Below are 24,560 nucleotides of genomic sequence, written 5' to 3'. Positions count from 1 at the left end.
GATGGCGGGTTTCGGGGAACCGGGCGTGACCTCGGTGGACGCCGCCGGGCTGACCGTCGGCATCGTGGCCGCGCGCTGGCACGGCGACCTCACCGACCACATGGTCGAGCGGGCGGTGGCCGCCGCCGAGGCGTGCGGCGCGCGGTCCGTGGTGGCCCGGGTGGCCGGCTCGGTGGAGCTGCCCGTGGTGGCCCAGGCGATGGCCCGCCGGTACGACGTGGTGGTCGCGCTCGGGGTGGTGGTGCGGGGCGCGACGGCCCACTTCGACTACGTCTGCAAGTCGGTGACCGAGGGGCTGACCCGGGTCGCGTTGGACGAGGGCAAGCCGGTGGCGCACGGGGTGCTCACCGTGGAGAGCATCGAGCAGGCCCGGGACCGGGCCGGCCTGCCCGGCTCGGCGGAGGACAAGGGCTGGGCGGCCACCGTCGCGGCCCTGGACGCCGCGCTGGCCATCCGCCGCCTCGACGCCACCAGCGGCCACCGCCTCGGCTTCGCCTGACCCGTCACCCGTCACCCGTCACCGGGAGCGGCGCGAGGGCGGCGTGATCCCGGTGCCGACCCGCCGGTGGCCGGGCCGGCAGCTGGCTCCCCGGCGGACGCCGTCCGGCTGCCTTTCGAGCTGAGAGCACCAACGACTCAAGAACCTCGCGGGACTCACCGAAACCGTCGCGGGCCGCCGAGGCGCGGGGCGGTCCGCATGGCGCGCGGGCGGTCCGCATGGCCTGCGGCCGGTCCGCATGGCGCGCCGGCGCGCATCGCGCGCGGCCGGCCCGCCTGCCACGAGATGCCGCCGGTTGAGTCGTTGCCGACATCAGCTCGAAAGGCAACGCTCGGCAACAGCTCTCCGCGTCGTCAGCCGGCGTGGACCGGCACGGCGGCTTCGGCCGCCCGGTCGGCATCGGGCGAGGGGCCGGTGGCCGGGGCGGGGCCGGCGGACGGGGCGGTGAGGCGCCGGCCGGTGAGCAGGTAGCCAGCGGCGGCCAGCAGCAGCGCCCCGATCTCGCCGTACAGCAGCCGGTAGTCGACCAGGCCGAGCGGCCGGGCGGGTCGTCCCGGCCAGCGGGCTGACCGACCCGCCGCACGTGGCCCCGCCGGCCGGCTGGAAGAATTGCCTGCTGTGAAGACGTTCGAGGAGCTGTTCGCCGAGCTGCAGGCCAAGGCCGCCGCCGGCACCCCGGGCTCGGGCACGGTCGCCGCGCTCGAGAAGGGGGTGCACTTCATCGGCAAGAAGGTCGTCGAGGAGGCGGCCGAGTCGTGGATGGCCGCCGAGCACGAGGGCCCGGAGCGGACCGCCGAGGAGATCTCCCAGCTGCTCTACCAGGTCCAGGTGCTGATGCTCGCCACCGGTCTCGAGCTGAAGGACGTCTACCGACATCTCTGAGTGCCGCCGTCCGCCGATCAGCCGATCGATCAAAGGAGCACTCCACCCATGCTGCGTGTCGCCGTACCGAACAAGGGCGCGCTGGCCGAGTCGGCCGCCCAGATGCTGCGCGAGGCGGGCTACCGCCAGCGCACCGACCCGAAGGACCTGGTCTGCCGGGACGAGACCAACGACATCGAGTTCTTCTACCTCCGTCCCAAGGACATCGCCACCTACGTCGGCTCCGGTGACCTGGACGTCGGCATCACCGGGCGGGACCTGCTGGTCGACTCCGGCGCGCCGGCCGAGGAGGTGGTCGACCTGAACTTCGGTCGCGCCACCTTCCGGTTCGCCGCCCGCCCGGAGGACGTGGACTCCGTCCAGCAGTTGGGCGGGCACCGGATCGCCACCGCGTACCCCGGCCTGGTCGAGCGGCACCTGGCCGAGCTGGGCGTCAAGGCCGAGGTGATCCGCCTGGACGGCGCGGTGGAGAACGCCATCCGGCTCGGCGTGGCCGACGTGGTCGCCGACGTGGTGGAGACCGGCACCACCCTGCGCCAGGCCGGGCTGGTGGTGTTCGGGGAGCCGCTGCTGCGCTCCTCGGCGGTGCTGGTCCGCCGGATCGGCGCCCCCGGCTGCGCGCAGGCCGACCAGTTGCTGCGCCGGCTGCACGGCGTGCTGGTCGCCCGCCGCTACGTGATGCTCGCCTACGACGTGCCGGCCGGGCTGCTCAACCGGGCCAGCTCGCTGACCCCCGGCATCGAGTCGCCGACCGTCTCCCCGCTGCACCGCGAGGGCTGGGTCGCCGTGCAGGCGATGGTCCTGCGCGACGACGTGCACCGGATCATGGACGAGCTCTACGAGCTGGGCGCCCGGGCCATCCTGGTCACCAACATCCACGCCTGCCGGCTGTGAGGCCGCTGCCGGCTCCGGCCGCCCTGTCGCTGGTGGTCCTCGGCGGGGTGGCCTCGGCCGCCCAGGGGTTGGTCAACGCCGAGCTGGGGCAGCGGGCCGGCGACCCGATGCTCGGCGCGGTGGTCAACAACCTCGGCGGCTGCCTCCTCGTCCTGGTCGGGCTGTTCGTGGTCCCGTCGATGCGGGCCGGGCTGGCCACCTTGCGCCGCGCCGGTCTGCCCTGGTGGTCGTACCTGGGTGGGCTCGGCGGCGCGGCGATCGTGATGATCGGCGCGTACGTCGTGCCCGTGCTCGGGGTGGCCGTGTTCACCATCGCCCAGGTGACCGGCGGCAGCCTCGGCGGGCTGGCCGTCGACCGGGTCGGCCTGTCCCCGGTGGGGCGGCTGTCGCTCACCGTGCCGCGGGTCGCCGGAGGGCTGCTCGGCATCGCCGCGGTGGCCCTCGCCCAGCTCGGCCGCCCGGTCGGTGACCTGGCGGTGGGGCTGCTCCTGCTCGCCGTCGCCGGCGGGCTGGCGGTGGCCCTGCAGTCCGCGCTGAACGGCCGGGTCTCCGCCGCCGGGACCACCGCGGCCAGCATCGCGGTGAACTTCGCCGTCAGCACCCCGCCCATCTTCGTCGTGGCCGCGCTGGTCGGGGCGTTCGCCGCGGGGCCGCACTGGCCGGGGCAGTGGTGGCTGTACCTCGGCGGCCTGCTGGGGGTCGGCATCGTCCTCGCCCTGCTGGTCGGCGTCCGCGCGGCCGGGGTGCTGCGGACCGGGCTGGCGCTGGTCGCCGGGCAGCTCGGCGGCGCCCTGGTGCTGGATCTCGCGCTGCCCGGTGGCGCCGACGCGCGCTGGCCGGTGCTGGCCGGCGCCGCGCTCACCGCGGTGGCGGTGCTGGTGGCCGGCGTGTCGCGGCGCGCGCCCGTCCGTGTGGCGGCGGAACCCGAGCCCGAGCCGGATGGCAGACTGGTCGGGTGAGCGAGCGAACCATCGGGCTCAGTGGCGTGAGCGATTCAGTGGTGACCGTGCGACCGCGCCGGATCCGGCTGGTCTGCTGGGTGTCGGCCGCCGCCCTGCTGCTGGTGTTCGGCCTGGTGGCCACCTCGCTGACCGGGGGCGTCGGCAACGGCTACGGCACGTTCCAGCGGGGCGACCAGCTCGCCATGATCGGGCTGGGCGTCTTCGGCGCCCTCGGCATCCTGCTCTTCACCCGGCCCAGGGTGGTGGCCGACGCCAGGGGCGTCCAGGTCCGCAACGTGATCGGCTCCCACGAGCTGCCCTGGGAGGTCATCCGCGGGGTCCGGTTCGACCGCGGCGCCCCGTGGGCCAGCCTGGAGCTGTACGACGACGACCTGCTGCCGATGGTCGCCCTCCAGGCCGCCGACAAGGAGCGCGCGGTCGAGGCGGTACGCGCCCTGCGCCGCCTGCACCAGGCCCACCTGGCCACCGTGGCCGGCGACCCCGCCGCCCGCTGACCCGCCCGGCCGCCGCCCCGGTTTGGGGTTGTTGGGGCGAGGGTGTAGTGTTGCCGAGTCGACCAGACCGTCCCCGTCCCTGACGGGTGGGCGGTCCTGAAGCGGAGCGCCTGCTCCCACCCGAGTCGCCGCACAGGTGGCCGGGTCCGGTCCCCGGTTCCGGGCACATCCCGGCTCCGGATGCGCGATCATGTGATCGTGCCGACCGGTCGAGTGGGCCCTGGCATGCGCCGGGGCCTTCTGCTTTCCGGGTCGGCTCCCGCCCGGGAGCCCGCGGAGTCGGCACCCGTAGGAGACTCGACTCGAGGAGGCCCCATCAGCGTCGAACCACGCGTGAACGAGCAGATCCGGGCACGTGAGGTCCGACTGGTCGGCCCTGAAGGTGAGCAGGTGGGCATCGTCCCGCTGGAGCGCGCCCTTCAGCTGGCCGCGGACGTCGACCTGGACCTGGTCGAGGTTGCGCCGATGGCGCGCCCGCCGGTGTGCAAGCTCATGGACTTCGGCAAGTTCAAGTACGAGAGCGCACTGAAGGCGCGCGAAGCGCGGCGTAACCAGCAGCAGACCGTCATCAAGGAGATGAAGCTCCGGCCGAAGATCGATCCGCACGACTACGAGACCAAGAAGGGTCACGTGGTGCGGTTCCTCAAGGCCGGCGACAAGGTCAAGGTGACGATCATGTTCCGCGGTCGCGAGCAGAGCCGCCCGGAGCTGGGTTACCGGCTCCTGCGCCGGCTCGAGTCCGAGATCTCGGAGCTGGGGTACGTCGAGGCCGCGCCGAAGCAGGACGGCCGCAACATGATCATGGTGCTCGCGCCGCACCGCGCCACCAAGGCCGCCGCGGTCGCCGCGACGGCCTCCCGGGGCGGGGCGCCCCGGGAGCGGGCCGCGGAGGAATCCGTCGCTCCGGAGGCCGGCGAGACCGCAGCAGCCGGTGAGACCGGCACGACCGCTGACACCAGCGGCCAGTAACAGGGGAGAGACGTTCCAATGCCGAAGATGAAGAGCCACACGGGCATGGGCAAGCGGGTCCGGGTGACCGGCAAGGGCAAGGTCGTTGCCCAGCAGGCCGGCATGCGGCACAACCTGGAGAAGAAGCCCTCCACCCGTACGCGCCGGCTGACCGGCACCGTCGAGGTGGCCAAGGCCGATGTCAAGCGAATCAAGAAGCTGCTCGGCCGCTGACGCGCGCCACCTGAACCGAAGAAGGAGTTGAGATGGCACGCGTCAAGCGGGCTGTGAACGCCCAGAAGAAGCGTCGTACCCTGCTGGAGACCGCGAGCGGCTACCGCGGTCAGCGCTCCCGCCTCTACCGCAAGGCCAAGGAGCAGGTGCTGCACTCGATGCAGTACGCCTACCGGGACCGTCGTGACCGCAAGGGCGACTTCCGGCAGCTCTGGATCCAGCGGATCAACGCTGGCGCCCGGGCCAACGGCCTGACCTACAACCGGCTGATCCAGGGCCTGCGCCTGGCCGGCATCGAGGTCGACCGCAAGATCCTGGCCGACATGGCCGTCAACGACGCCGCGGCCTTCGCCGCGATCGTCGAGCTGGCCCGTGCCGCCGTGGCGGCCGAGGGCACCGGTGGCGCCGCGGCCCAGGCCGCCTGATCCACCCGCAGCAGCAGATCGAGGCGTCTCCCATGCCCACACCATCGCGCGGGAGGCGCCTCGACGCTGTCTCCGGCCCGTTCACCCCGCGTACCCCGAGGGTCGTCGCGGCCTGCCGGCTGCACCGCCGCCGCGACCGGGACACCACCGGCCGGTTCCTGGCCGAGGGGCCGCAGGCCGTCCGCGAGGCCCTGGCCCGCGCCGGCACCGTCGTCGAGCTGTTCGGCACGCCGGCCGCCCTGGACCGGTACGCCGATCTCGCCGCCGAAGCCGCCCGGGTCGACGTGCCGGTCTCCGAGGTCACCGAGGAGGCCCTCGCGGCGCTCGCGGAGACCGTCGCCCCGCAGGGTCTGGTCGCCGTCTGCCGGCACCTCGACGTACCCCTCGACAAGGCCCTCGCGGGCCGGCCGCGGCTGGTCGCGGTGCTCGCCGAGATCCGCGACCCGGGCAACGCCGGCACGGTGCTGCGCACCGCCGACGCGGCCGGCGCGGGTGCCGTGGTCTTCGCCGGCGACGCGGTCGACCCGTACAACGGCAAGTGCGTGCGGGCCTCCGCCGGCAGCCTGTTCCACGTCGACGTGGTCCGCGCCGCCGACCCGGTCGCCGTGGTCGACGCGCTGCGGGCGGCCGGGCTCTCGGTCTTCGCCACCACGGGGTACGGCGACAGCGACCTCGACGATCTCGCCGACGCCGGCCGGCTCGCCACCCCCACCGCCTGGCTGTTCGGCTCCGAGGCGCACGGCCTGCCCGAGGAGCTGACCGCCGCGGCCGACGCCCGGGTCCGGGTGCCGCTGCACGGGCGCGCCGAGAGCCTGAACCTGGCTGCGGCCGCGGCCGTCTGCCTGTACGCTTCAGCGAGAGCACTGCGCTGACCTTGTGTCACGCGCGCACACAGCAGGGGAGTCGTCCACGTGATGACCGCGTCACGGCGTTCGTTTAGCCAGCCCGCCGGTGTCGGCGGGCGGCGGGCCTGACCCTTCCTCCTGCGTATCTCCCCACCGGCGGGCTGCGGCGAAGCCGCGCGTCCGTAGACTCGCCTAGCCGCCCGTGAGGGCCGGCGCCGCCGTGAGGGAGTGCCCGTTCGCCATGAGCTACCGCAACGATCCGTACGACCCGAAGCAGGTCGCCCTGCTCGACCCGGACGCCCTGGCCGAGGCCGTGGCCGAGGCCGAGAAGGCGTTCGCCGCCGCCACCGACCCGGACGCGCTGCACGCGCTGCGCCCCGCGCACCTCGGTGACCGGGCGCCGGTCTCGCTCGCCCGCCGGGAGATCGGCGCGCTGCCGCCGGCCGCCAAGGCCGACGCCGGCAAGCGGGTCAACGAGGCCCGCCGCGCCATCGAGACCGCGTACGCCGCCCGCCTGGAGGTCTTGGAGCGGGAGCAGGCCGAGCGGGTGCTGGTCGAGGAGCGGGTCGACGTGACCCTGCCGTACGACCGCCGGCCGCGTGGTGCCCGCCACCCGATCAGCACGGTGATGGAGCAGATCAGCGACCTGTTCATCGGGATGGGCTACGAGATCGCCGAGGGGCCCGAGGTCGAGCTGGAGTGGACCAACTTCGACGCCCTGAACATCCCCGCCGACCACCCGGCGCGCGGCCTGATGGACACCTTCCACATCGCCCCGCCGCCCGGGGCCGAGAGCTCGGGCCTTGTCCTCCGCACCCACACCTCGCCGGTGCAGGCGCGCACCATGCTGACCCGCAAGCCACCGATCTACGTGGTGGTGCCCGGCCGGGTGTACCGCACCGACGAGCTGGACGCCACCCACGCTCCGGTCTTCCACCAGGTCGAGGGCCTGGTGGTGGACAAGGGCATCACGATGGCGCACCTGCGCGGCACGCTGGACCACTTCGCCCGGGCCATGTTCGGCGAGGGCGCGAAGACCCGGTTCCGGCCGCACTACTTCCCGTTCACCGAGCCGTCGGCCGAGTTCGACGTGTGGTTCCCGGAGCACCGGGACGGGCCGCGGTGGGTCGAGTGGGGCGGTTGCGGCATGGTCAACCCGCGGGTGTTGCGCGCCTGCGGCATCGACCCGGAGGTCTACTCCGGATTCGCGTTCGGCATGGGCATCGACCGGACCGTGATGTTCCGGCACGGGGTCAGCGACATGCGGGACATGGCTGAGGGCGACGTGCGGTTCACCCGCGCGTTCGGGGTCTGAACGGCGCCAACGAGCTAACGGAGACGGTGGTCAAATAGTCATGCGAGTTTCTGTCAGTTGGCTGCGGGAGTACGTCGACCTCCCCGCCGACCTGCCCTCCGGTGACCTGGAGCAGGCGCTGGTCGACCTCGGCGTCGAGGTCGAGTCCATCGAGGACCTGCGGGAGTCGGTCACCGGCCCGCTGGTGGTCGGTGAGGTCCTGGAGATCGAGGAGCTGACCGGCTTCAAGAAGCCCATCCGGTTCTGCCGGGTCGACGTCGGCACCGCGAACGGCACCGGCGAGCCGCAGGAGATCGTCTGCGGGGCGCGCAACTTCGCCCCGGGCGACCGGGTGGTGGTGATCCTCCCCGGCGGCGTGCTGCCCGGCAACTTCGCCATCGGCGCGCGCAAGACGTACGGCCGCAACTCCAACGGCATGATCTGCTCGGCGAAGGAACTGGGCCTGGGCGACGACCACTCGGGCATCATCGTGCTGCCCGAGGACACCAAGGCCCAGCCCGGCGACGACGCCCGCCCGGTGGTCGGCCTCGACGACGTGGTGGTCGACCTGGAGATCACCCCGGACCGGGGGTACGCGCTGAGCGTGCGCGGCATCGCCCGCGAGCTGTCGCACGCCCTCGGTGTGCCGTTCCACGACCCGGCCGCGATCCCGGCGCCCGGCGGCACCGCCGAGCCGGCGTACCCGGTGCAGGTGCGGGACACCGTCGGCTGCGACCGGTTCGCCGCCCGGATGGTCCGCGGCGTCGACCCGACCGCGCAGACGCCCGGCTGGATGTCCCAGCGACTCACCGTGGCCGGCATCCGCAGCATCTCGCTGCCGGTCGACATCACCAACTACCTGATGCTCGAACTCGGCCAGCCCATGCACGCGTTCGACGCCGACCGGGTCAGCGGCCCGCTGGTGATCCGCCGGGCCGAGCCGGGGGAGAAGCTCACCACCCTCGACGGCGTCACCCGCACGCTGTCGGCCGAGGACATGGTGATCTGCGACGACACTGGCCCGATCTCGCTCGCCGCCGTGATGGGCGGCGAGACCAGCGAGGTGGTCGCCGCCACCACGAACGTGCTCTTCGAGGCGGCGCACTGGGACCCGGCCATGGTGGGCCGCACCGCCCGCCGGCACCGGCTGTTCAGCGAGGCGGCCAAGCGCTGGGAGCGGGGCGTCGACCCGGCCCTGCCGCTGGTCGCGCTGGAGAAGGCGGTCCGGCTGCTCACCGAGCACGGGGGCGGCACGACCGGCGCGGAGATCCTCGACATCGACCACGTCCGGCCGCGTACCCCGGTCACCCTGCCGGCCGACCTGCCGTCGCGGCGGGTCGGGGTGGCGTACTCCCCGGAGCGGGTGGTCGAGCTGCTGGAGCAGGTCGGCTGCACGGTCGAGCGGGGCACCGACCGGCTCGGCGAGGACCCCGGCGAGGTCGGGGTGCCCGTCGCCGGCGGCGGTGAGGTGTTCACCGTGACGCCGCCGAGTTGGCGGCCGGATCTCACCGATCCGGCCGATCTGGTCGAGGAGGTGGTCCGGCTCGACGGGTACGACCGGGTGCCGTCGGTGCTGCCCACCGCGCCGCCCGGCCGCGGCCTCACCTGGCAGCAGCAGCGCCGCCGGGCGGTCGCCCGGTCGCTCGCCGAGCGCGGGTACGTCGAGGTGCTCGCCCACCCGTTCGTCTCCGGCGAGCTGGCCGACCAGCTCGGCCTGCCGGCGGACGACCCGCGCCGCCCGGCGGTGCGGGTGGCGAACCCGCTGTCCGAGGAGGAGCCGCTGCTGCGTACCACGCTGCTCGGCCCGCTGCTCGGCATCCTCAAGCGCAACGTCGGCCGGGGCCAGCGCGACGTGGCGATCTACGAGATCGGCGCGGTGTTCCACCCGCGTCCCGGTGCCGGCGCCCCGCCGGCCATGGGCGTGGACCGCCGCCCCAGCGACGAGGAGTTCGCGGCCGCCGACGCCGTGGTGCCGGACCAGCCGCGGCACGTCGCCGTGGCGTTGGCCGGCGACGTCGAGCCGGCCGGCTGGTGGGGCGCGGGCCGGGCGGCCGGCTGGGCGGACGCCGTCGAGGCCGGCCGGGCCGTCCTCGCCGCCGCCGACATCCCGGCCGACCGGGTCACCGTCCGGGCCGTCGAGCGCGCCCCCTGGCACCCCGGCCGCTGCGCCGAGCTGCTGGTGGACGGCACGGCGGTCGGGTACGCCGGCGAGCTGCACCCGGCCGTGGTGGCGACGCTGGAGCTTCCCCGCCGCACCTGCGCCATGGAGCTGAACCTGGACGCGCTGCCCCCGGCGCCGATGGTGGCCGGCCCGGCCGTCTCCACCTTCCCGCCCGCGCTGATCGACGTGGCGCTGGTGGTGGACGAGTCGGTGCCCGCCGCCGAGGTCGAGAAGGCCCTCGTCGAGGGGTCCGGCGAACTGCTGGAGGACGTCCGGCTCTTCGACGTGTACGCCTCCGAGCAGCTCGGCGCGGGCCGCAAGTCGCTGGCGTACAAGCTGACGTTCCGCGCCCCGGACCGGACGCTCACCGTCGAGGAGGCGGTGGCCGCTCGGGACGCGGCGGTGGCCGAGGCGGCCCGGCGCTTCGGCGCCACCCTGCGCGGCGCCTGACCGGTACCGCCCGGCGGATGGCTGATGGTGGCGGCCGTGCTCGTGCCGGCCGCCACCACCGCCGGCCCGTCGCTCAGCGCTCGGGGTGGCGCCGGACGAAGTCCTGGTAGGTCTCGTTGGCGAGTTCGATCTCGCGGACCTGCGCGGCCAGCTCGGCCCGGCGGATGTCGGCCGCCGCCCGGGCGCGGGCCAGCCGCAACTCGTGCCGACGGTCCCGGATGCGCGACCAGCTCCGGACGGCGGCCCAGGCGATCCAGCCGCCGGAGGCGGCCAGCCCGGTCACCGCGAAGGCGAGCAGGAACTCCATCTCGGCATTCTCCTCCGCCCGGTCAACCGACGTCCCGGCGTGCCGCCAGCCAGCTGCCGAGCCCGAACATCAACAGTACGTAACCCAGCAGGACGACGGTCGGCACCAGCGGGCCGGCAGACTCGATCACGCCCGGGGTGCCCCCGTCGAACTGCGACCGTGCGCCCAGCGCGCCGGCCAGCGCGCCGGAACTCGGTGCCAGCAGCACCTTCTGCGCCGCCGTCAGCGGGCTCAGCACGAGGGCGAGCCCGCTGATCGCGTTCTCCAGCACCAGCGTCCAGATGAGACCGACCGCGATCGCCGTGGTGGCGCTGCGGAACGCGATCGCCAGGAACCAACCCACGCTGGCGTGCGCGGTGCAGATCAGCCAGGCGGCAGCCACGGCGCCGGCGAGGTCGGCGGCGGGTGGCCAGTCGGCGGCCCGTCCCTCGGCGGCGGCCAGCGACCCGGTGGTCACCGCCAGCAGGACGAAGGTGAGCACGGCGATCAGCAGGGTCAGGCCGCACAGGACGACGGCGTGCCCGGCCATCACCTGCGCGCGCCGGGGTCGCTGGGTGAAGAGGAGGTTCCAGGTCCCCCAGCGGTACTCGTTGCCGACCACCAGCGCGCCGAGGATGACCACGATGGCGCCGCCGAAGAGCGGGAACAGCCCGATCCCGGTGGGCACGAGCTGACCCGGCAGGACGGTGGCCAGCAGGGACTCGGCGGCGTCCGTCTCCTTCGGATCGCCGGCGAGGGCCAGGTGCACGAGGTACGGGACGCCGATGCCGAAGGCGAGCGCGAGGGCGGCCCAGGTCGCGGTGACCGTCCAGACCGCCGGCCGCTTCCGGTCGGCGAACCAGGCCGCCCGCACCGAGGCCATCATCGGGTCCCTCCCGTCGTGGTCGTCTGCTCCTGGCGGGTGTGCCGCTCGGGCGCGGTCAGTTCCAGGAAGGCCTCCTCCAGCGAGTGGCGCAGCGGGCGCAGTTCCCGTACGTCGATCCCGGCCTCGATCAGCCGCCGGTTGAGTGCCGCGGCGAGCGCCGGGTCCGTGGTGACCCGCAGCCGCCCGTCGACCGCCTCGACCGCCCGGACCCGGTCGTGTGCGCGTAGGCACGCCGCCGCCTCGTCCAGCGGGTCGGCGTCGATCAGCAGCACCGCTTGGCCCAGCGTCCCGCGCAGCTCGTCGGGCGTGCCGTCGGCGATCAGCCGGCCGCCGTCGATGACCACGATGCGGTCGCAGATCTGCTCCACCTCGCCGAGGACGTGACTGGACAGCAGCACGGTGCGGCCGTTGCGGCCGAGCTCGCGGAGCAGCTCGCGGATGTCGGTCACCCCGGCCGGGTCGAGGCCGTTGGTGGGTTCGTCCAGGATCAGCAGGCTCGGCTCCTTGAGCAGGGCGGCGGCCACACCGAGGCGCTGCTTCATGCCGAGGGAGTACGTCCGGAACGTCGATCCCGCCCGGTCGGTCAGCCCGACGTCGGCCAGCACCCGGTCGGCGGCCGTGTCCGGCACGCCCGCGTACCGGGCGGCCAGCCGCAGGTTGTCCCGGCCGGACAGGTGCGGATAGAAGGCCGGCGACTCGATGAGCGCGCCCACCTTGGCCAGTTGCTCCGGTGTGCCGGGTGAGCGGCCCAGCACCCGGATCGAGCCGCTGGTCGGCCGGACCAGCCCGACCAGCATCCGCATGGTGGTGGTCTTGCCGGCCCCGTTGGGGCCCAGGAAGCCGAGGACCTCGCCCTCGCGTACCCGCAGGTCGAGGCCGTCGACCGCGGTGACCCCGCCGGGATAACGCTTCGTCACCTCATGGACTTCAATGGCAAAACGGTCACTGCTCAACGTGGTACCGCAATCGGGTGATGCCGGGCGAGTGCCGGTCGACCGGAATTTCCTTTGCGTTCATCCGCAGTCCTTCGAATTCCCGACCGCATCACAGGGTTAATTGTGTGCCGTCAATTAACTGTTCGTTTCGATGGAGTTGGGTCGGTCACGTCCGGTTTGCCGCACGGTCGCGTAGCCGTAACTCGCTGTCGCCAACGGCCAGCCCTGCCGTCATGAAAGGCGCTCTGACCTGCTGCGGCATGGACGGCGCCCATAGCCTAGCGGAGGTTGATCGGCTCTGGAAGGTCGGCCGAGCGCGCGGGCGGCGAGCTTTGTCTTAGCCGCAGCTCAATGCCGTTGAATTTACGTACGACACTGCGCGGCGCGAAACATTCTGTTGACTTAATACTTGATCTTGGGCAGCATGAAGACACTTTCAAGACCGCCGAAGTCGTTCTCATGGGGGGCGCATGAACCAGCCGTCGGACGGTGGAACAAGCCTGGAAGTGCGTCCCAAGCTGCGGCATGACGTGGTCTTCCTGGACGCCCCTGCCGGCGCGTACCTGCGCGGCCCGGACAGCGCATTCCTGATCAAGGGCAAGTCGGCCTTCCGCTGGTTGACGTCGCTGAGTCCCTACCTGACCGGCGAACACACGCTGGGCCAGCTCACTGCCGCCCTCGACCCGGGGCAGCGGCAGACCGTGCTCACCCTGGTCCGCGCCCTGATCTCCCGGGGTTTCGCCAAGAACGCGGGGGACCGCACCGAGCTGTCGGAGCCGGTTTCCCGTCGGTTCGCCGCCCAGATCGAGTTCATCGACCACTTCGCGGATGACCCCACTGCCCGGTTCCAGCGCTTCCACACCGCCCGGGTGGCGCTCTGCGGCGGGGGAGAGGCGTTGCTCGCCGCGGCGAGCGGCCTGCTCCGCAACGGGTGCGTGCGGCTGGACCTCCACCCGGACGACGACCCCGCCTCGTACGCCGAGGCGCTGCAACACGAGCTGGCGGAGCTGCGCGCCGACGGCCTGCCGGCAGAGGTCACGTTCCCCGGAGGGGCGCCCGACCTGCGCGCGGTGGACGCGGTGGTCCACTGCGCCGGCCCCGCCGGCCTGGCCCGCCTGGCCGAGCTGGCCCGCGCCGCACACCGGGAGGGTGCGCTGCTCGTACCGGTGACCTGGGACGACCGGCGGGCGGTGGTCGGACCGACCGTCGCGGCGGGGCAGAGCCCCTGCTGGCACTGCGCCCAGCTCCGCCTCACGGCCGGCGACGATCCGGCGGCGGCCGCGGAGTTCTGGCGACAGCTCGCCCTCGGCGACCCCGCCGCCGCGGCGCCGCTGCCCGAGGTGACCGCGCGGATGCTCGGCAACGCCGCCGCCTTCGAGCTGTTCCGGGCCCTCACCGACGCGATCGCCCCGGACACCGCCGGCGGGGCGCTGCTGCTCGACACGGACACCCTCGAGTCCAGCCGGGAGCGGGTGCTGCCACACCCCGGGTGCCCGGTGTGTCGGCACGTCGAGGTGACCGAGCCGGGGCCGCCGGCGGTCTCCGACGACGAGACCTACCAGCGGGCCGAGGCCCTGGTGTCGCCGAATGCCGGCGTCTTCACCCGGTTCGTCGACGACCCGCTGGAGCAGGCCCCGCTGAAGACGGCCCGGCTGCGGCTGCCCGGCCGGCGCGGCCCGCGTGAGGTGACCGCCTTCGACGTGCACACCGTGATGGGTGCCCGACTGGCCGCCTACCGGGCGGCGGTCCGCGACCACGCCGCCCGGTACGCGGATCCGGCCGCGGCGGTCACCGCCTCGGCGGCCGAGCTGCGCGAGCGGGGCGAGCGTCCGGTGCCCTGGGCGGAACTCACGTCGGCGACCGCCGTGCCCGAAGACAGGCGGCCGGTCCGCTGGCTGCGGGCGGTCGTGCTGGGGCGGGCGGAGTCCGTGTGGGTGCCCGCTGCGCTGGCGCTGGCCACCTCCGCGTTCAACGCCGAGGGCTGGGCCGAGCCGACGGTGGCCGGCGCGGCCGCCGGCGGCACCCTCGACGAGGTCATCGACCGGGGGCTGGCGGACGCGCTGGCCTACCGGGCGCTGACCGCCGCGCTGCGGGGCCGGGACGAGATGCGCGTGGTGAACGAGGAGGACCTGGTCGGCGACGAAGACACGGCCTTCGTGGTCAAGGCCGCCCACCGGTTCGGCCGCCGGCTGTCCGTGTTCGCGCTGGCCGGGGCCGACCCGGCGCACGCCGTGCTCGCCGTCGCCGAGCCGCCCGGGGGCGGCGACCGGGACTGGGCGTTGGCCGGCGGGTTCGACCCGGTCGCCACCCGGCTGGCGGCCGTCCGGGACGCGGTCGGGCGCGTCCAGGTGCGGCACTTCGAGAACGCCGTCGCCGACCTCGGGGACCCGGTGCTGCGCGACTTCGATCCGGCCACCCTCACCGCCGCCACCCCCGCGGGTACGGCGGGAGCGACCACCGACCGCGCGGCCGTGCTGGCCGCGCTGGACGAGCAAGGAATGAGCGCCCTGCTGGTCGAGACGACCACCCGGGACGTCCGGGCCACCGGGGCCTTCCGCAGCGGGGTGGTCCTGCTGCGCCGGCCCGCTCCGGCGGCCGACTGAACCACCACGTCAGTGGTTTCGGCGAGGCACGCACCACGAAGGGAGGTGGAAACATGCCGATCACCCTGAACGACGAGCTCCGCGAGCTGGAGACCGAGACCTTCGAGATCGAGGAGGTCGAGGACGGCGGCGAGGCGCTCGCCGCGACGAGCTCCAGCTGCTCCTGCTCCAGCTGCTGCAGCTGCAGCACCTCGAGCTGCTGCAGCACCAGCACCAGCACCTCCAGCTGCGGCTGACCGGGTGAACGGGGTTGCCCCCGACGCTGACGACTTCCAGTCCCCGGTGGGACGCCGCACGAACGACCGCACCATCCGCCGCCGGCCCACACCGGCGAGTAGCCCCTGCGTGCCTCCGCTGGATCCACCGTGGTGGTGCAACGCGGACCCACCGATGACTGGCGCCACCGCGGCTCAAGGAGAGGCCCGTGACTCAACCCCCGACATCCGGCGTACTGCCCGAATCGGTCCGCAGCGAGTTGCACGACCTGCAGACCGAGACGTTCGAGGTCGAGGACATCGCTGAGCTGTCCGCCGACCTGATGGACATCTGCAGCAGCAGCACGAGCACGTCCAGCTGCTCCAGCTGCAGCACGTCCAGTTGTTGCAGCTGCACCTCGTCGAGTTGCAGCAGCACCAGCTGAGCCACGGTGCCGCCCGGTCGCTCCGGACGTCCGGCCGGCACCGCGGCCCTGATCGCCTTGAGGGGAGGTAGAAGGAAATGCCGGAACTGACTGAGGAACTCCGCGCGTTGGAGACGGAGACGTTCGAGATCGAGGACGTCGACGCCATCGACGCGATGGTCATGGACTGGTCCAGCTCCAGCTGTTCCTGCTCCAGTTGCTGCAGTTGCAGCACGTCGAGCTGCTGCAGCAGCAGCACCAGCACCGGATGCGGCGGCGGCTGACCGAGCCCATCGCCGTAACCGTCCCCGCCGGCGAGCCACGTCGGCGGGGCGCCGGTCCCATCCCATCCGCACCAGGTAGCGAATGCAGACAGGTGAACCGCATGATCGTCGATGTCCGGACCACCTCCACCGGCTGGGACAGCAGCCTCAAGCAACTTGGCGAGGCGTTCCACGAGCGACGCCAGGACCGGGTGCGGCAGTCGGCCCGGCCGGCCGCGCCGCTCGACGGGGTCACCGTGCGCATCGCCGCCCTCGGCCTGACCGACGCGTACGCCGACGGCGGCGAGGGCCTGACCGGGGACGTGGTGCCGATCTGGCTGCACGGCGCGACCGCGCTGGTCGGGCCACGCTGGACGGACACCGACGACGCGACGGGCGACCGCCCCGGCCCGTGCCCGCTCTGTGTGCAGCGGCGCTGGCAGGCCATCCGGGTACGCGAGGAGCGGCACGCCCTCGAGCACCAGGCCCGGGTCGGCACCGTGGCACCGCTGCCCCACCTGACGCCGTTCGCGGTCGACGCGCTGTGGCAGCTCCTGCTGGACGCCTGCCGCCCCCGAGCCGACCGGCCCGGCGTCGGACGCCTGCGACAGCTGCGGATGGACACCCTGGAGACCATCGTCGTCGAGGTGCTGGCCGACTCCGAGTGCCCGGCCTGCGCGACCATCCGGCCGGACACCGCCGAGGCCGCGGTCATCCCGCTCACCAGCCGGCCCAAGCCGGACCCGTCCGCTTACCGGCTGCGGTCGGCCGACGCGCTGGACCTCCCGGTCGCCGCGTTGGCGAACCCGGTCGTCGGAGCGCTGGGCGGCGGCGCGCTGCGCGCGTACAACGCCACCGCCACCGCGCCGGTGACCGGCTACTTCCGGATCCGCAGCCGCTACGACCTGCACGAGATGTGGTGGAGCGGGCACGCCAACAGCTACGGCAGCAGCGAGACCTACGCGCTGCTGGAAGGGCTGGAGCGGTACGCCGGTCAGTTCCCCCGGGCGCGGCGGACCACCGTTGTCGACAGCTACGCCAACCTGGCCCCGGACGCCCTCGACCCCGCCGGCCTCGGCTACCACCCGGCGTTCTACCACGGGCACGGGCTCTACTACGCCCCGTACTCGCCGGATGCGCCGATGCCCTGGGTCTGGGGGTGGTCCCTGCGCGACCGCGCCCCCCGCCTCGTACCCGAGCAACTCGTCTACTACCTGGACCGCCGCACCGACCACCGCAAGTTCGTGCAGGAGTGCTCCAACGGCTGCGCCAGCGGCAGCTGCCCGGAGGAGGCGCTGCTGCACGGCATGCTCGAACTCATCGAGCGGGACGCCTTCCTGCTCGCCTGGTACGGCTCGGCCCGGCTCGCCGAGATCGACCCGGCCACCTGCCGCGACGAGCGGGTGCACTTCATGCTCGACCGGGTGGACCTGCTCGGGTACGACATCCGGCTGTTCGACACCCGCGCCGACCTGCCCGTGCCGGTGGTCACCGCGGTGGCGGTCAAGCGCGGCGACGGGCTCGGTCAGCTCTGCTTCGCCGCCGGCGCCAGTCTCGACCCGGACGACGCGGTGCGCGCCGCCGTCTGCGAGACCGCCTCCTACGTGCCCGGCTTCGACGAACGGGTCGCCGCCAGCGAGCCGGAGCTGCGCGAGATGACCCGGGACTACACCAAGGTCACCGAGCTGAGCCACCACGCCCTGCTGTACGGGCTGCCCGAGATGACCCGCCACGCCGCGTTCCTCTTCGACGACCCGCCGCGGCGGTCGATGGACGAGTTGTACGCGGACTGGCTGTCGGTCCGGCCGACCCACGACGACCTGCGGGCCGACGTGGAGTACCTCACCGGGCTGATCGCCCGGCTCGGCGGCGACGTCGTCGCGGTCGACCAGACCTGCCCGGAGCAGGAGGTCGCCGGAGTGCACACGATGGCGGTGGTGGCGCCCGCCCTGGTGCCCATCGACTTCGGCTGGCAGCGGCAGCGGGTGCTCTGGAGCGACCGGCTGGAGCGCCACCTGGCCCGGGGCACGCAAGGACCAGACCGGCTCGGCGCCACCGGCCGCAACCCCCGCCCGCACCCCTTTCCGTAGGAGCACCGACATGCAGCAGGAGGCCCTCGCGGTCGTCCGGGAGTACGCGGAAGCGGTGTTCCGCCGGGCCCGGGTCCCGATGGAACCGCTCAACTACGAGGTGGACTGGGCCGACCAGCCCTCCCGGCACACCAGCTACCCGGGCGCCCCCCGGGTGCCGCTGCCGGTGGCGCTGCCCGACCTGCCCACCCTGCGTGACCTGTTCACCGGGGAGCACCTGCCGCCGCCCCGGGGCTGGTCGTTGGACAGCCTGGCCACGCTGCTGCGTCTGTCGTACGGGGTGCTCGACCGCCGGCTCACGGTGAACTGGAACCAGGACCTGGCCAAGCGGGCGCACTTCGAGCACGCCGTCTGGGGGCGGGGCACCGCCTCCGGCGGCGGCATGTACCCGGTGGAGCTCTTCCTGGTCGCCGGGCCCGCGGCGCCGCTGCTGCCCGGGGTCTACCACTACGGCACCGGCCAGCACGTGCTGGAGCGGCTGGTGCTCGGCGACGTCAGCGGCACGGTACGCGCCGCCGTGGGCGACCGGGCGGGGAACGCGGACAGCTTCCTGGTGGCGAGCATCCGGTTCTGGAAGAACTCCTTCAAATACAACAGCTTCTGCTACCACGTGGTCACCCAGGACCTCGGCGCCCTGCTCGGCTCCTGGGACCTGCTCGCCCGCGCGCTCGGCGTGCCGCTGCCCCGGCTGCTCGGCTTCGATCCCACGCCGGTGGACCGGCTGCTCGGCTTCGACAGCGACCGGGAGAGCGTCTTCGCGGTCGTACCCCTGGACTGGGCCGACGCCCACCCGGACGCCGGCACCTGCCTCGACGCCGGCTCCGGCCTTGACCGCCGCACCGGGCCGGACGGCGGCGGTCGCGTGGTCGGACCCGCCGGCGCCCGGCCGGCCGCAGAGGTCCACGTCGGGTATCCGGCCTTCGAGCGGTCCCGCCGGCTGCGGGACTTCCCGGCCGTGACCGGCGTGCACCGCGCGGCGGCGGCCCCCGCCGATCCCGCCCCGGACGCCCTGGCCGACGCCGCGCCCCGGGACGTGTCCGGCGACCCGCTGGCCCTGCCCGCGCCGCAGCTGGAGCGGCTGCAGCGTCCCCTGTCGACGGTCCTCACCACCCGGTCCAGCAGCTTCGGCCGGTTCCGGCGGCCGCCCGAGCTGACCGCCGCCGACCTCGGCACCACCCTCGCCTTCGCCACCGCCGGCCGGCACCACCCGGCCGACGTCGGGCTGCCCGGGGACGCGCCGGCCCTCACCCGCCTCTGGGTCTTCGCGAACCACGTCGACGGCCTCGACGCCGGCACCTACGCCTACTGCTCCCGCCAACACGCGCTGCTGCCCGCCGCGGCCGAGCCCGACGGCGGCATGTCCGCCTTCCTGCAACAGCAGTACTTCCTCACCAACTACACCATGGGCCAGGTCGGAGCGGTGCTGGCGATCGCCGGCCGACTCGACGCCGTGCTCGACGCCGTCGGCCCGCGCGGCTACCGCATCCTCAACGCCGAGATCGGCGCCGTCGCCCAGCGCGCCTACTGCGCGGCCACCGCGCAGCGGCTGGGCTGCGGCGCCGTGCTGGGGTTCGACAACGTCGCCATGGACGCGGCCCTCGGCCTGACCGGGACCGACGAACGGACCGTGTTGTTCCTGCTGCTCGGGCGGCACCCGGACGGCGCCGCCGACCTGGTGTACCGGCTGTGACCACCCGCCTCGCGAAGACGTCGACGAAGGAGAGCCCCGTGACGGTGTCCCTGCCCGCACCAGCGGTCACCGAGCTGACCTGGCGGATGCCGGAGGTGTTCATGCTCCGCACCGCCGGCCTGCCGCTGGAGGTCGCCGACCGGCTCGCCTTCGACCGCAGCGCCGCCTGGGCCCGCCGCGTCCTCGACCTGGAGGACCGGCTGCGGGCGACCGGGCCGCCGCTGGCCGACGCGCTCCAGGAGGCGGTGGCCCGCAACCTCGAGGACGACCGGCTGCGGCGGCGGCTGATCCGGCTGCGCCGGGACGTGTGGAACCTGCGCCGCCCCGATCCCGCCGACCCTGCCGGCTGGCCGGCCGGGCCGCTGGGCGGGGACACGCACCGGATGCTGGTCGGCTGGCTGGAGACCTTCGCCGCGTACCGGCGGGAACTGGCCGACGGCGCCGAGGTGCTGGACGGTGAGCTGGCGGAACGCCGGGCGGTGCTGCACGAGCTGGCCGAGGACCCGGACCTGCGCGGGGGCATCCTGCTCGCCTCCCCGTCGCTGGACCAGTACCTGCCCGCGTACCTCAGCACCCCTGGGCGGCTCGGCAAGCGGGCCCGGCGGGTGGAGCGGTCGCTGCTGGAGTACGCGCTGCGCACCGCCGCGAAGACCAGCCCGTTCAGCCGGCTGACCACGGTCAACGTCGGCACCTTCGGCCCGGGTGCCGGCAGGCTGCTCGATGTGGTGCCGGTGACCGACCGGACCGGGGCGGCGAAGCGGGGCGCGGCCCGGCTGAACCTGGCCGCGCTGGGCCGGTTGTCGGCTGTCGTGCTCGCCGACGAGGCGCTGCGCGCGGACCTGCCGGTCGCCCTCACCACCGGCTGGCGCATCGAGCGTGGCCGGCTGCGCTACCTGCGCCGGCGGCGGACCAGCTCGGAGGACGGCGAGGCCGCGATCACCCTGGAGTCGATCCACGAGTCGCTGTTCGTGCTGCCCACCGGCCGGGTGCTGCACGACATCCTGGCCGCGCTGGACGGCGGCCGGGTGCGGCGGATGGCCGACCTGGTCGCCGACCTGGCCACCGCCGACCGTCCCGCCGCGGAGATCGAGCAGTACCTGCACCACCTGCTGCGGGTGGGCCTGCTGGTGGTGCCGAACCTGCACCTGGACATCCACGCCGACGATCCGGTCGAGGGCTACCGGCGGGCGCTGGGGAAGATCGGCCGGGACTGGGCCGACCGGCTCGCCGCGCGGGTCGACACCGTCAACCAGCTCGCCGCCGGCTATCCCGACCACGACGTGGCCGGCCGTCGCCGGGTGCTCGCCGACATCCGGCGGGAGCTGGTCGCGGCCCACGCGGACCTCGGCCGCGCCGACGTCCCGGCCCCCCGGACCCTGGTGTACGAGGACGCCACGCTGCGTACCCGGGTGCCGGTCACCGCCGACCGGGGCCGGTGGGAGCGGGACGTGCTGCCCGGGCTGCGGGCGTTGGCCCGGATCATGCCGGTGTTCGACATCAACCTGCCGCGCCGGCTGGCCACGAAGGGCTTCTTCCTGGCCCGCTACGGCGCCGGTGGGCGCTGCGACGACCTGCTCAGCTTCGCCCACGAGTTCCAGCAGGACTTCTTCGAGCACTACAGCGGGCGGATGATGCGCCGTCGGGCGTTCGACGCGGACAACGCGTACGTGCGGCAGGAGAACTGGTTCCGGCAGGCGGAGATCACCGCGCTGGACGACGCCCGGATCGAGGTGGCCCGGCGGATGAACGAGGCGTACGACCGGTTGCCGGCCGGCGCCGAGGAGCTGCGCCTGGACGACGACTTCATGGTCGACATCGCCGCCATGGTGCCGGAGACGCTCGGCACGCTCGATCCCCGGTCCTTCTTCCTTCAGCTCGCCGACCAGGGCGACCGGCACCGGGTGGTGGTCAACCGGATCTACTCCGGGATGACGCTGCTCTTCTCCCGCTTCGCCCACCTCTTCGCCGATGAGGATCTCGCCGGCACGCTCCGCGCCGAACTGGCCCGGCTCCAGCCGCCCGGCGCGGTGCTCGCCGAGCTGAAGGGCGGGTACGACGCCACCAACCTGAACCTGCACCCGGCGGTCACCCCGTACGAGCTGGTCTGCCCGGGGGAGATCAGCTTCCGCCCGGCCGCCGAACAGGTCCACATGGACGACCTCACCGTCGAACACGACCCGGCGACCGACCGGCTGCTGTTGCGTTCCCGCCGGCTCGGTGCCGAGGTCATCCCGGTCTACCTGGGATTCCTGCTTCCGATGGCGCTGCCCGAGGTGCAGCAGGTGCTGCTCACCTTCGCCTACCTGGGCATGGCCCAGCCGGACCTGTGGGCCGGTACCACCGTGCCGCTGCCCGGTCGCGGGATGGCCGGCTATCCCCGGATCGTGCACGGCGACCTGGTGCTGCAGCGGCGGATGTGGAAGCTGCACCCGGACCACCTGCCGCCGGCGCGTACCCCGGAGCAGAGCGACGCGGACTGGTTCCTGCGCTGGCAGCGGTGGCGGCGCGACAACGGCCTGCCCCGGCGGGTCTTCGCCACGCCGGAGGGCACCCGGCTCACCCCGGCCGCCGGCGACGACGGCCAGCCCGGGGGCCAGCCCGGCGCGGGCGGCCGGCCGGACCACAAGCCGCTCTACGTCGACTTCGACAGCCACTTCTGCCTGCAGTTGCTGGAGGCGACCGGCCGGGGAGCGGGCAGCCGCCTGGTGCTCACCGAGATGCTGCCGAACCGCGACGAGCAGGTGCTCCGTGGCCCCGGCGGCACCCACGTCACCGAACTGACCGTGGAACTCAACGGCGTCCGCGCCGGAAAGGTGGACCGATGACCGACTTCCCCTCCCCGGTAGAGCACGGCTGGCTCAGCGTCCACGTCTTCTACGCCAGCAACGCCAACCCGATGCTCGTCGAGGGCGTCCGGCCGTTGGTGGACGAGCTGCGGGCCGAGGGGCTGATCAGCCGGTACTTCTTCATCAAGTACTGGATGGAGGGGCCGCATGTGCGACTGCGGGTGCTGCCGGCGCCCGGCGTCGACCCGGCGGTGGTCCGGGCCCGGGTGGACGAGGCGATCGAAGCGTTCCTGCGCCGCCGACCCGCGCTCTACGAGGTGGACAGCGAGGGGCTGGGCGACCTGTACAAGCAGATGTTCCTCGCCGAGTACGGCCGGCAACGGTGGGACGAGGAGTACGGCCCGGACGGCGTGATGCCGATGCGGGGGAACAACAGCTACCACCACATCCCGTACGAGCGGGAGTACGGCCGCTACGGCGGACCGGCCGGGATCGAGCTCGCCGAGTGGCACTTCGAGCACTCCAGCGACGTGGTGCTGGACCTGCTGGCCACCACCAACGTGCACGTCCGCCCGGTGCTGCTCGGGCTCTCCGCCCAGCTCAGCATGATGATGTGCGCGGTCTTCCTCGGCGACGACCGGCGGATCGCCGACTTCCTCGACGAGTACCGCCGGTTCTGGGAGGTCTCCTACTCCGAGCCGAGCGACGAGTACCACGCCAGCTTCGACACCAGCTACCGCCGGATGGACGCCGCGTTGCGCGGGCGGCTGGCGCAGATCCGCGCCTCCGCCCGGGGCGGGGCCGACGTCCGGCCGGGCGGCGTGGAGGGCCGCTGGTCGGCGCACTGCCGGGAGCTGCGGGACCGGGTGGGCGCCGCGGTCGACCGGGGTGACCTGGTGTTCCAGCGCGGCGGCGGCGAACCCGTCCCGGTCCGGGACCTGGACGTCGCGCTGCCCATCCTGCTCAGCTCGTACGTGCACATGACGAACAACCGGCTCGGCGTGAGCATCCTCGACGAGATCTACCTGTCGTACGTGATGCGGACCGCGCTGCTCGACGACCTCGCCCCGGCCGGTCCGCGATGACCACGGTGGACGCGACCTGGACCCGGCCCCGGCTGCGGGCCGGGATCGTGCTCGGCCCGGGCCAGTGGCGGGGCGAGAAGTTGGTCCACCACGTCAAGGACCCGGAGACCGGCTGGTACTACCGGATCGGGCCGCGCGAGCACTTCCTGCTGGCCCGGATGGACGGCACCCGGACGCTCGACGACCTGGCCGCCGAGTACGCCGCCGAGTTCCGGCGGCGGCTCGGGCCGGAGAACTGGCAGCAGCTCTTCGGCATGCTGCACCAGCGGCAACTGCTCGACGGCGCCACCGATCCGGCGACCGTCGCCCGGCTCACCGCGACGGCCGCCGACGGCGCGGCGAAGACCCGGCGCGGCCCGCTGTCGGCCCGCTGGCCGCTGTACGACCCGGACCGGTTCTTCGACCGGCTGCTGCCCCGCCTGGCGCCGCTGTTCACCTGGTGGTTCGTCCTGCCGGCGCTGCTGGTGGTGCTGGCGGTCGCCGGCTACGTGGCGCTGGACCTGCCGGCGCTGCTCGACCTGGTCGGCCGGGGCGACCGCCCCCTCGCGGCGATCCTGGCCGCCGTGGTGATCACCTGGGTGATCGTCTTCCTGCACGAGTGCGCCCACGGCCTGACCTGCCGGCACTTCGGCGGGCGCGGCACCGAGATCGGGCTGATGTGGCGCTTCCCGCTGCTGGCCCCGTACTGCAAGGTCGACGACATCGTGCTGTTCACCCCGCGCCGGCGGGTGGCCACCGCGTTCGCCGGCGTGTTCGTCAGCATGCTGGCCCTGGTGCCGTTCGCCGCGATCCGGCTCTGGGGCCCGCCCGGGGCGTTCCACGACCTGGCCGGCACCATGCTGCTCTTCGGCACCGCGACCGCCGCGCTCAACCTGGTGCCCTTCCTCCGGCTCGACGGCTACTACATGCTCAGCCACGCGCTGAACCTCGGCGATCTGCGGACCGACAGCTACCGGTTCTACGGCCGGCTGCTGCGGCAGGGCCCGAGCGCGGTCCGCGGCTACCGTCCCCGGGACCGGGTGGCGTACGCCCTCTACGGCCTGGCCTCTCTGGTCTTCGCGGTGACGGTGCTGACGCTGCTGGTCCGCTACTGGTACGTCTCGCTGGCCCGCTGGGTCGGCCCCGGGTGGGCCGTCGCCATCCTGGTCGCCGAGGCGGTGGTGCTGGTGGCCCTGGCCGCCCGCGTCGCCCGCCGACAGCGGGTGAATCGGGCGACCTGACTCTTCCTA

The 24,560-nt window shown here is 73.6% G+C and carries 23 protein-coding genes; 20 read left to right on the top strand and 3 right to left on the bottom strand.

Annotated features, from left to right (window positions below):
- Position 1: 1 nt before the first annotated feature.
- From ribH to pheT, 11 genes are all read left to right on the top strand, one after another.
- On the top strand, positions 2 to 499 hold the full coding sequence (gene ribH, locus ABZ570_RS17030; RefSeq protein WP_358063716.1) for a 6,7-dimethyl-8-ribityllumazine synthase: 498 nt from the start codon (positions 2 to 4) through the stop codon (positions 497 to 499).
- A gap of 609 nt (positions 500 to 1,108) precedes the next feature.
- Positions 1,109 to 1,381, top strand: coding sequence for a phosphoribosyl-ATP diphosphatase (locus ABZ570_RS17025; RefSeq protein WP_358063713.1), 273 nt, complete (start codon positions 1,109 to 1,111; stop codon positions 1,379 to 1,381).
- Between the two features lie 48 nt (positions 1,382 to 1,429).
- Entirely contained in the window at positions 1,430 to 2,275 is an 846-nt protein-coding gene (gene hisG / locus ABZ570_RS17020) for an ATP phosphoribosyltransferase (RefSeq protein ID WP_358063710.1), read from the top strand.
- The gene (locus ABZ570_RS17015; RefSeq protein ID WP_358063707.1) at positions 2,272 to 3,234 is read left to right on the top strand and encodes a DMT family transporter; all 963 of its coding nucleotides are present in this window, start codon (positions 2,272 to 2,274) and stop codon (positions 3,232 to 3,234) included. Before hisG ends, ABZ570_RS17015 begins: the two co-directional genes overlap by 4 nt.
- A gap of 26 nt (positions 3,235 to 3,260) precedes the next feature.
- Entirely contained in the window at positions 3,261 to 3,731 is a 471-nt protein-coding gene (locus ABZ570_RS17010; protein WP_358063704.1) for a PH domain-containing protein, read from the top strand.
- A 333-nt stretch (positions 3,732 to 4,064) separates the two neighbouring features.
- A complete protein-coding gene (infC, locus tag ABZ570_RS17005) occupies positions 4,065 to 4,700 on the top strand; it encodes a translation initiation factor IF-3 (protein WP_073835293.1) in 636 nt (211 codons plus the stop codon).
- An 18-nt stretch (positions 4,701 to 4,718) separates the two neighbouring features.
- Positions 4,719 to 4,913 (top strand): 50S ribosomal protein L35, encoded by a 195-nt coding sequence (gene rpmI, locus ABZ570_RS17000; protein WP_358063700.1) that lies wholly within the window; start codon positions 4,719 to 4,721, stop codon positions 4,911 to 4,913.
- 32 nt (positions 4,914 to 4,945) lie between these two features.
- A complete protein-coding gene (gene rplT / locus ABZ570_RS16995; RefSeq protein WP_089008309.1) occupies positions 4,946 to 5,338 on the top strand; it encodes a 50S ribosomal protein L20 in 393 nt (130 codons plus the stop codon).
- A 32-nt stretch (positions 5,339 to 5,370) separates the two neighbouring features.
- On the top strand, positions 5,371 to 6,210 hold the full coding sequence (locus ABZ570_RS16990; protein ID WP_358063696.1) for an RNA methyltransferase: 840 nt from the start codon (positions 5,371 to 5,373) through the stop codon (positions 6,208 to 6,210).
- Between the two features lie 214 nt (positions 6,211 to 6,424).
- On the top strand, positions 6,425 to 7,498 hold the full coding sequence (pheS, locus tag ABZ570_RS16985) for a phenylalanine--tRNA ligase subunit alpha (protein WP_358063693.1): 1,074 nt from the start codon (positions 6,425 to 6,427) through the stop codon (positions 7,496 to 7,498).
- Positions 7,499 to 7,538: 40 nt separating this feature from the next.
- Positions 7,539 to 10,088: a phenylalanine--tRNA ligase subunit beta gene (gene pheT / locus ABZ570_RS16980; RefSeq protein ID WP_358063690.1), complete on the top strand. Its 2,550-nt coding sequence runs from the start codon at positions 7,539 to 7,541 to the stop codon at positions 10,086 to 10,088.
- 73 nt (positions 10,089 to 10,161) lie between these two features.
- On the opposite strand, the gene ABZ570_RS16975 is transcribed toward pheT, so the two are convergent.
- Genes ABZ570_RS16975 through ABZ570_RS16965 form a run of 3 tightly spaced genes read right to left on the bottom strand, consistent with a single transcriptional unit; the run spans position 10,162 to position 12,177 of the window.
- Entirely contained in the window at positions 10,162 to 10,395 is a 234-nt protein-coding gene (locus ABZ570_RS16975; RefSeq protein WP_358063687.1) for a hypothetical protein, read from the bottom strand.
- 22 nt (positions 10,396 to 10,417) lie between these two features.
- Positions 10,418 to 11,260, bottom strand: a complete 843-nt coding sequence (locus ABZ570_RS16970) for a hypothetical protein (RefSeq protein ID WP_358063684.1) — start codon at positions 11,258 to 11,260, stop codon at positions 10,418 to 10,420.
- On the bottom strand, positions 11,257 to 12,177 hold the full coding sequence (locus ABZ570_RS16965) for an ABC transporter ATP-binding protein (RefSeq protein WP_358063681.1): 921 nt from the start codon (positions 12,175 to 12,177) through the stop codon (positions 11,257 to 11,259). The genes ABZ570_RS16970 and ABZ570_RS16965 overlap by 4 nt, the downstream gene beginning before the upstream one ends.
- A gap of 488 nt (positions 12,178 to 12,665) precedes the next feature.
- Here ABZ570_RS16965 and ABZ570_RS16960 point away from each other — a divergent pair, with 488 nt between their 5' ends.
- From ABZ570_RS16960 to ABZ570_RS16920, 9 genes are all read left to right on the top strand, one after another.
- A complete protein-coding gene (locus tag ABZ570_RS16960) occupies positions 12,666 to 14,798 on the top strand; it encodes a TOMM precursor leader peptide-binding protein (protein ID WP_358063678.1) in 2,133 nt (710 codons plus the stop codon).
- 53 nt (positions 14,799 to 14,851) lie between these two features.
- Positions 14,852 to 15,034 carry a hypothetical protein gene (locus tag ABZ570_RS16955; protein ID WP_046564715.1) on the top strand — a complete coding sequence of 61 codons (183 nt, stop codon included), beginning with the start codon at positions 14,852 to 14,854 and terminating at the stop codon, positions 15,032 to 15,034.
- 188 nt (positions 15,035 to 15,222) lie between these two features.
- Complete coding sequence (locus ABZ570_RS16950) at positions 15,223 to 15,438, top strand: thiazolylpeptide-type bacteriocin (protein ID WP_358063675.1); 216 nt, start codon at positions 15,223 to 15,225, stop codon at positions 15,436 to 15,438.
- 77 nt (positions 15,439 to 15,515) lie between these two features.
- On the top strand, positions 15,516 to 15,701 hold the full coding sequence (locus ABZ570_RS16945; RefSeq protein WP_046564718.1) for a thiazolylpeptide-type bacteriocin: 186 nt from the start codon (positions 15,516 to 15,518) through the stop codon (positions 15,699 to 15,701).
- 101 nt (positions 15,702 to 15,802) lie between these two features.
- Positions 15,803 to 17,770 (top strand): TOMM precursor leader peptide-binding protein, encoded by a 1,968-nt coding sequence (locus tag ABZ570_RS16940; RefSeq protein WP_358063672.1) that lies wholly within the window; start codon positions 15,803 to 15,805, stop codon positions 17,768 to 17,770.
- A 10-nt stretch (positions 17,771 to 17,780) separates the two neighbouring features.
- Positions 17,781 to 19,460 carry a SagB family peptide dehydrogenase gene (locus ABZ570_RS16935; protein ID WP_358063669.1) on the top strand — a complete coding sequence of 560 codons (1,680 nt, stop codon included), beginning with the start codon at positions 17,781 to 17,783 and terminating at the stop codon, positions 19,458 to 19,460.
- Positions 19,461 to 19,498: 38 nt separating this feature from the next.
- Positions 19,499 to 22,285, top strand: a complete 2,787-nt coding sequence (locus ABZ570_RS16930; RefSeq protein WP_358063666.1) for a lantibiotic dehydratase — start codon at positions 19,499 to 19,501, stop codon at positions 22,283 to 22,285.
- A complete protein-coding gene (locus tag ABZ570_RS16925; protein ID WP_358063663.1) occupies positions 22,282 to 23,331 on the top strand; it encodes a thiopeptide-type bacteriocin biosynthesis protein in 1,050 nt (349 codons plus the stop codon). Before ABZ570_RS16930 ends, ABZ570_RS16925 begins: the two co-directional genes overlap by 4 nt.
- The gene (locus ABZ570_RS16920) at positions 23,328 to 24,551 is read left to right on the top strand and encodes a M50 family metallopeptidase (protein ID WP_358063660.1); all 1,224 of its coding nucleotides are present in this window, start codon (positions 23,328 to 23,330) and stop codon (positions 24,549 to 24,551) included. Before ABZ570_RS16925 ends, ABZ570_RS16920 begins: the two co-directional genes overlap by 4 nt.
- Positions 24,552 to 24,560 lie beyond the last annotated feature (9 nt).

It is taken from the genome of Micromonospora sp. NPDC007271 (assembly GCF_040634005.1).
Lineage (GTDB): Bacteria > Actinomycetota > Actinomycetes > Mycobacteriales > Micromonosporaceae > Micromonospora.
Note: the sequence above shows the minus strand (reverse complement) of the source record. Positions and strands in the feature narration are given on the sequence as shown.